This is a genomic window from Burkholderia sp. E168m15 (genome assembly GCF_016586105.1).
GTDB classification, from domain to species: Bacteria; Pseudomonadota; Gammaproteobacteria; order Burkholderiales; family Burkholderiaceae; genus Burkholderia; species Burkholderia orbicola.
Genome location: NZ_BCPO01000169.1, coordinates 1 through 6,625, shown reverse-complemented (window position 1 = coordinate 6,625; position 6,625 = coordinate 1). Strand labels below are relative to the sequence as shown.

General features: G+C 66.4%; 6 protein-coding genes and 2 pseudogenes. 3 read left to right on the top strand and 5 right to left on the bottom strand.

The window, feature by feature from the left end:
• A pseudogene (locus tag JMF86_RS25770) lies at positions 1–1,063 on the bottom strand (MFS transporter); the annotation flags it as partial.
• A 22-nt stretch (positions 1,064–1,085) separates the two neighbouring features.
• Complete coding sequence (locus tag JMF86_RS25765) at positions 1,086–1,787, bottom strand: flavin reductase family protein (protein WP_201317173.1); 702 nt, start codon at positions 1,785–1,787, stop codon at positions 1,086–1,088.
• Between the two features lie 210 nt (positions 1,788–1,997).
• Here JMF86_RS25765 and JMF86_RS25760 point away from each other — a divergent pair, with 210 nt between their 5' ends.
• Both JMF86_RS25760 and JMF86_RS25755 read left to right on the top strand, forming a co-directional pair.
• Complete coding sequence (locus JMF86_RS25760; protein WP_006485487.1) at positions 1,998–2,324, top strand: thioredoxin family protein; 327 nt, start codon at positions 1,998–2,000, stop codon at positions 2,322–2,324.
• Between the two features lie 10 nt (positions 2,325–2,334).
• Positions 2,335–2,754, top strand: coding sequence for a secondary thiamine-phosphate synthase enzyme YjbQ (locus JMF86_RS25755; protein WP_011548430.1), 420 nt, complete (start codon positions 2,335–2,337; stop codon positions 2,752–2,754).
• Between the two features lie 38 nt (positions 2,755–2,792).
• Here JMF86_RS25755 and atsR read toward each other — a convergent pair whose 3' ends face one another.
• The 3 genes from atsR to JMF86_RS25740 form a co-directional block, all read right to left on the bottom strand.
• The gene (atsR, locus tag JMF86_RS25750) at positions 2,793–4,625 is read right to left on the bottom strand and encodes a hybrid sensor histidine kinase/response regulator AtsR (protein ID WP_011548429.1); all 1,833 of its coding nucleotides are present in this window, start codon (positions 4,623–4,625) and stop codon (positions 2,793–2,795) included.
• A 1-nt stretch (position 4,626) separates the two neighbouring features.
• The gene (locus JMF86_RS25745; protein WP_011548428.1) at positions 4,627–5,130 is read right to left on the bottom strand and encodes a molybdopterin-dependent oxidoreductase; all 504 of its coding nucleotides are present in this window, start codon (positions 5,128–5,130) and stop codon (positions 4,627–4,629) included.
• Positions 5,131–5,192: 62 nt separating this feature from the next.
• Positions 5,193–6,065, bottom strand: a complete 873-nt coding sequence (locus tag JMF86_RS25740; RefSeq protein ID WP_011548427.1) for a helix-turn-helix domain-containing protein — start codon at positions 6,063–6,065, stop codon at positions 5,193–5,195.
• Between the two features lie 362 nt (positions 6,066–6,427).
• Here JMF86_RS25740 and JMF86_RS25735 point away from each other — a divergent pair.
• Positions 6,428–6,625: pseudogene (locus tag JMF86_RS25735) on the top strand (sel1 repeat family protein); the annotation flags it as partial.

The following is a 6,625-nucleotide window of genomic DNA, read 5'->3' as shown; positions in this document are numbered from 1 at the left end:
AGCCCGAGCCCCATCAGCGCGACGCAGCCAGCGCCGGCCGTGCGTGCGCCGACGCGGGCCGCAACGGCACCGGAGCCGAACGACACGAGCGCGAACGGCACCGACATCGGCAGCAGCGCGAGGCCGGCACCGGTGGCATCGAGCACGTGGTGGCTTTGCCATGCGAGCGGCAGCACGAACAGCATCCCGTAGCCGCCGAACGTCATCGCGCCGTTGCCGACCAGCATCCCGCGGAACGCGCGATTCGCGAACAGGTCGAGCGGCACGAGCGCGGCCGTGCCGAGCCGCCGTTCGATCCGCACGAACAGCGCGATCGCGGCCGCGCCGGTCCCGATCAGCAGCGGCGCGCGCAGCGGGTCGTGGCGCGCGTCGATCGTCGCGAATACGACGCAGCCGATCGCGATCGCACCGAGCACCTGGGCGGCCGGATCGAAGCGCCGGCCCCGCGGATCGGCCGATTCCGGCACGACGGCGCTGGCGAGTGCGATCGCGGCGATGCCGAACGGAATCACGACGCCGAAGATGCTGCGCCAGCCGAACGCGTGGATCAGCACGCCGCCGAGCGTCGGGCCGACGATCATCGCGATGCCGCCGCACGCGGCCCAGATGCCGAGCGCGCGTGCGCGTTCGGCCGGATCGCGCCAGAGCACGCGGACGATCGCGAGCGACGCGGGGATCAGCAGCGCGGCGCCCGCGCCGGCGAGCGTGCGGCCCGCGATCAGCACGCCAGCGTCGGCGCGAGCGCGCACACGACCGACGCGCCGCTCAACACCGTCGCGCCGAGCACGAATGCACGCCGCCGGCCGTACAGGTCGTCGATCAGGCCGCCCGTGAGCAGCAGCAGCACCGCATACGCGAGGTTGTACGCGTCGATCACCCACTGCAGCGCGGCGACGCGGGCGCCGAACGCGGCGCCGATCGGTTCGGTCGCGAGATTGACGATCGCCGTGTCGATCTGCGCGATCAGCACGGCGATGCACAGCGCCGGCAGTACGAGGCGGTGCCGGGCCGGCGCGGCGACATCGGCCGCACGGGTGGCAGCAGGGCGGCGTATCGAATTCACAGGCGTTCTCCCGCGCGCTTCATTACCGTGCGCTACCGGCCAGCGTGCCCGCGTCGCGCGAACGCTCGATGTCGGGGCTGCGATACGCGCGTTCGGGAATTTCGGCGAGCCGCGACGGATGCACCTGCCGCGGCGCTAGCCCGTAGAACTTCTGGAAGCTCATGATCAGCGGCGACCACTTGTCCGGATCGATGCGGTCCGGATGACCGTCCATCAGCAGGTCGGGATGCACGTGCACGCGCTGGATGCGCAGCTCGAACACGCGGATGCGGCCGCGCAGGTCGGGCGTGTCCTCGCCGATTCCGTAGGTGGCCGCGACGACCGCCTCCATGTGCACCGGGCATTCGAGCGCGCGCGGCGGCGTGACGGTTTGCGATGCCGCTTCGGTCAGCCCGGCCGTGCCGAACTTGTCCGGTTCGAATACGTAGCCTTTCGCGCGCTTGCCGTCGGGTACCGGGTACGTGCCCGTCGTGCGCGCGATCCGGTCGACCGCGTCCGCCTGCGCCGACGACGGCAGGTTCAGCACGCATTCGCCGGTGCGCAGCAGGTTGCGGGTGGTTTGCGAACTGGCGGCGATGCCGATCACGCCGCGCCAGCCGAGCCAGAACGCGGACGAGATCGGCGCGAGATTGGCCGTGCCGTTTTCGTTCAGCGTGCTGACCAGCACGACGGGCGTGCCGAAGTAGAGGATGTTCGGTTCGGTGACGCAATGCGGCGCATTCATGGTCGAAGCCTCGTTGACGGGATCGGTTCCCATGCTGATCCCGTCGCGGCGATGCGGCGCTCCGATTCTTGTCGTGTCATTCCGGACGATGCGCGCGGACCGCGCCGGCAGCGCGCGGGCTTTTCCGCTACAGTAAGAAATCGAAGGCCGCACGCGCCCGCATCGCGCCGGCGCGTGCAGTCACGTTCCGCCAACGCACACGAGGGCCTGATGGACACCGAGCAACGCTATACCGCCAACGCGCCGACCCGCGCGGAAGTCGACGCACTGGGCGGCGCAACCGTCATCGAATTCGGCGCGAACTGGTGCGGGATCTGCGCAGGCGCGCAGCCTGCGATCACGGCGTCGTTCTCCGCGCATCCTGCCGTGCGGCACCTGAAGATCGAGGACGGCCCCGGCCGTCCGCTCGGCCGCTCGTTCGGCGTGAAGCTGTGGCCGACGCTGGTCTTCCTGCGCGATGGGGTCGAAGTCGCGCGCGTCGTGCGCCCCGCCGATGCGAAACAGATCGAAGCCGACGGCTTCGCCGCGCTGGCCTGAGGTCATGGCGATGCAACAGGCGATTACGCACGTCGGTGTCGATACGCGTGGCAGCGGGCTCGTCGAAGTCACGCCGCAGGTGCGCGCGTTCGTCGACCAGCAGGCGATCCGCACCGGCCTGCTCACCGTGTTCTGCCGCCATACGTCGGCGTCGCTGCTGATCCAGGAGAATGCGGACCCGTCGGTGCAGCGCGATATCGAACGCTATTTCGCGACACTCGCGCCCGAGGATGACACGCGCTATGAACACGACACCGAAGGCGCCGACGACATGCCCGCGCATCTGCGCACGGCGCTCACGCAGGTGCAGTTGTCGATTCCGGTCGAGCACGGACGCATGGTGCTCGGCACGTGGCAGGGGATTTACGTGTTCGAGCATCGCCGCGCGGCGCACCGGCGTGACATCGTGCTGCATCTGATCGGCGAATAAGCGAGCGGACGAGCGGTAGGAAACGCGTGACGCCGCGCTCAGGCGAGCAGCTTCTCGACGAGCGCGCCGAGTTCGCGAAGGTGAACCGGCTTCGGCAGGAACGCGTCGAATACCCGCTGGTTCTCGCGCAGCGCGGCCGATTCATACGCGCTGACGCCGAGGATCGCCGGACGCCGGCCATCGCCATTGCCATTGCCATCGGGTTGCGCCATCGCGCGAATGCGCCGCGCCACGTCGAATCCGCTCAGGTCCGGCAGTTCGAGATCGAGCACGACGAGATCGTAGCGGCCCGTACCGAAGCGCGCGGCGCCTTCCTGCCCGGTGCCGCACAGATCCACCTCGAGGCCGAGCGCCGACAGCATCGCGCCGAGCGTTTCGCGCGCGTTGTCGTTGTCGTCGACTATCAGCGCGCGCCGGCCGCAGTGCGCCGGTACGGGCGGCAGCGCGGGCGCATCGCCTGCCACGGTGCCGGCCGTGTCGACGCCCGGCACTTCGACGGGTAGCGTCACGACGAACTCGCTGCCTTCGCCGACCACGCTGCGCACGTCCACATGCCCGCGCAGCGTCGTCACGATTTCGCGCACGACCGCGAGCCCCATGCCGATCCCGTCCACGTGCAGCCCGACCGCGTCGTTCGCGCGATAGAACGGCTCGAAGATCTTCGACAGATGTTGCTTCGCGATGCCCGCGCCGGTGTCGCGTACGGCGATCCTCACCTGCTGGCCGGCCGGCGCATCGGCGAGCGTGATCGCCACCGTGATCGAGCCGCCGGTCGTGTACTTGACCGAGTTTTCGATCAGGTTCGACAGCACCTGTCGCAGCAGCTTGCGATCTGAGCAGATCGCGAGGCCGGCCGGCTCGACGTGCTGCGTGACCGTGATCCGTTTCGTCGCGATCCTCTCGCGCAGCGGTTCGAGCACTTCGGCAAGCAGCGGCGCGATGCCGACGGTATCGAGTTCGGCGACGCGCTTCGTCGAGCGCAGCTTGATGTAGTCGGTGAGGTCCTTGACGAGCGCCTCCAGCGACAGCGCGGAATTCTGCAGCCGCCGGATCGTCTTCAGGTTCGCATCCGATTGCGGGCGCGCGAGCAGGATCTCGATCGATCCGCAGATCGCCTGCAGCGGCGTGCGCAGCTCGTGGCTGACCATCCCGAGGAACGCGTTCTTCGCCTCGATCATCTCGAACGCGCGGTCGGACGCCTTGCGCTCCGCATCGAGCGCCGCGTTTTGCCGCTCCAGCAGGTCGTCGCGCGTGCGCATCGTATAGAACAGCAGCAGGAACAGCGCGCACAGGATCACGCCGAGCACGATGCCGAGGATCAGGATCGCGCGCTGCTTGTCCTTCAGTTGATGGAACGTGAAATCGCGCTGCGCCATTTCGATCGCGCGGAAGTAGTTCGCGAGGCCGTTGACTTTCGGCCAGTACGCGTTGACTTCGTCGATCACCTGACGCGCCTGCTTCGGCGAGTCGCGCAGTAGCGGCACCTCGCGCTTCAGGCGCGTCATGAATTCGCCGAGCGCGTCGATCTCATTGCGCGCGCGCGGGATGCGCAGCCAGTATTGGGACACTTCCGAGGGCCGCTGCAGGAACCCGAACGACACCGACAGGCTGTCGAGCTGCATCTGCAGGTGATCGAAGTCATCGTCCTCGCGCGTCGCGTAGAGAATCAGCTGGCGATCGAAGCGGGTATACACGTTGCGGTATTGCGCGGCGGTCCAGAACACGCCTTCGCGCGGCCCCTCGAGCACGCCCTCGTTGACCGAGGTGGCGAGGAGATCCCACAGCAGGAACGCCCACGCGGCGAACCCCATGATCCACAGCGAGCCGAGGACCAGGATGATTTTTCTATTTTTCCATCGCCGCCGCGTCATGTCACTTCACGGTCAGACCGATGATCTGCCACGCGAACTTGGCCTCGCCGAGCGGCGTCTTCAGCTCGTCGGGATACTGGTCGCGCGGATACATGATCCACAGCGGGCCGTAGTTGTCGTTGCCGAGCACCTTGCCGTTCATCGTCCGCGCGAGGATCACGCCGTATTTGTCGGCGTCCGACACGGGAATCGTGAACGTGTATTCGTCGATGCAGCGAAATTCGATCTGCGTGCCGTGCGCGCCGACCGTCTTCAGCACGTCGGACAGGCGCGGGCCGGTGAAGGTCGCCTTCGGCGTCCAGCTCGTCGACGTGACGATCGTATGCTGCGGCAGCGCCATCAGCGCCTGCTCGGAAAAGACGTAGGTCATCTTCCCCTGCTGGTTGCTCTTGCTGATCTTGCCGTCGACGGTAAACGTGAACGACGCCGCCGCCCACGCCGCGACGGTCATCCCGAGCAGGCATGCCGTCAGCAGGCTTTTGATCCAGATGGTTGAAACGCGCATGTCTTTCCCTCGGTCTGGTGGTGCGGGTAGCGGGTTGTCGTTCCGGCCGCGGTTTCCGGTTCTCAGTTCGCGGCCGACGCCGCCGGCAGCGTGAGTTTCAGTTCGCGGGCGACTTCCGCGAACAGGATCGGCAGGCGCACCGGCTTTTCTTCGCAGCGCGCGTTGTAGTGCGACACGATGTGCGCGATTTCGTCCTCGCTCGCTTCGCCGGTCGAGATCTTGCCGGTCAGCAGGAAGATCGGCGCGCCGCTGTTCTCGCTCGAGCGGATGCCGCGCACGAGTTCGGCGGCCGTCTGGTCGCCGAGCATCCAGTCGAGGATGTAGCCGTCGAAATCCTCGACCTCCAGCGCCTTGCGGAAGCTCGCGCCGTCGAAGTACGGAATCGCGTTCACGCCTTTCTCGATGAAATATTCACAGACCGTTTCGGCGACGTCGTGCGAATCGTCGACCACGGCGATCCGCGCCGCATACACGTTCGGCTGCGCCGAGCGCAGCTCGATCACGTCGACCGGATACGTGCGGCCCTCGCGCGCGTGCTCGCGCTCGGTGACGATCCATTCGCCCTGCCACTGCAGCGCGACGAAATCCGTTTCGATCTGGCTGGTGGCCTTCGTCGAGATCGCGGCGCGGCAGCGCAAGCGCTTCGACTCGATCACGAATGTCGCGTCGATCATCTCGGCCGCGGCCGGCTGCGTGCCCTTGTCGTCGAGCAGGATCGCGGGCGGCACGCCGAAGTGCGTCGCGATGTCCTGCAACTGCGACAGGTTCCACGGGATCAAGCCCTTCATCTTGCGCGTGACGACCGAGAAACTCAGCCCGAGCACGTTGGCGATCGTCGTGTTGTGACTTCGCGGCGGAATGCCGTTCCGGTTCAGGAGATCGCGCACCTTGTTGGCGGTGATGAGATCGACGTTGGCCTGCTCGGTGGTGGACATCTCGATGGGGTCTCCAGGGTTTTTGGCGAGGGAGAGCATATCAAAACTGACGTGTCACGCAAACTTCAAACACGCCAAGGGCCTTGACATGCCGTTTTTCTCCATTATTATTGCTCACCACGTCACTATTGTTTGTTGCGTCATGTTTGGAGAGCGTTGCTGACCCCGGTCGGGCAGCGAAAATCGGCAGCAATGAAATAGTGATGGAACGATTCGAAGAGAGAACCTGAGAGAGCCTAGGACTGCGTGTCGGCGTTGGCGGATGAAATTGTATCCGCTGCGCCGCGCGCAACCAGGTACGAGCTCACGGGGTGGGATAGCTCGAAGAATTGCGGCGCCAATAAAACTTGAGGAAAGTACCCATGTATCGCCGTCTACTCGCACCGGGGCTGCTGTTGCTGTTGGCCGCGTGCGCGCAAGACCCGTCGGTCACCGCCAGCACGGTACGGATCTGCGACGACACAGGTTGTTCCGATCGCCCTAAAGATCAGGTCTCCTATCAAAAAAGGGACGATGCGGAAGAGCGGGACGATCCGCGCATCGCCGCGCTCAAGCAAACC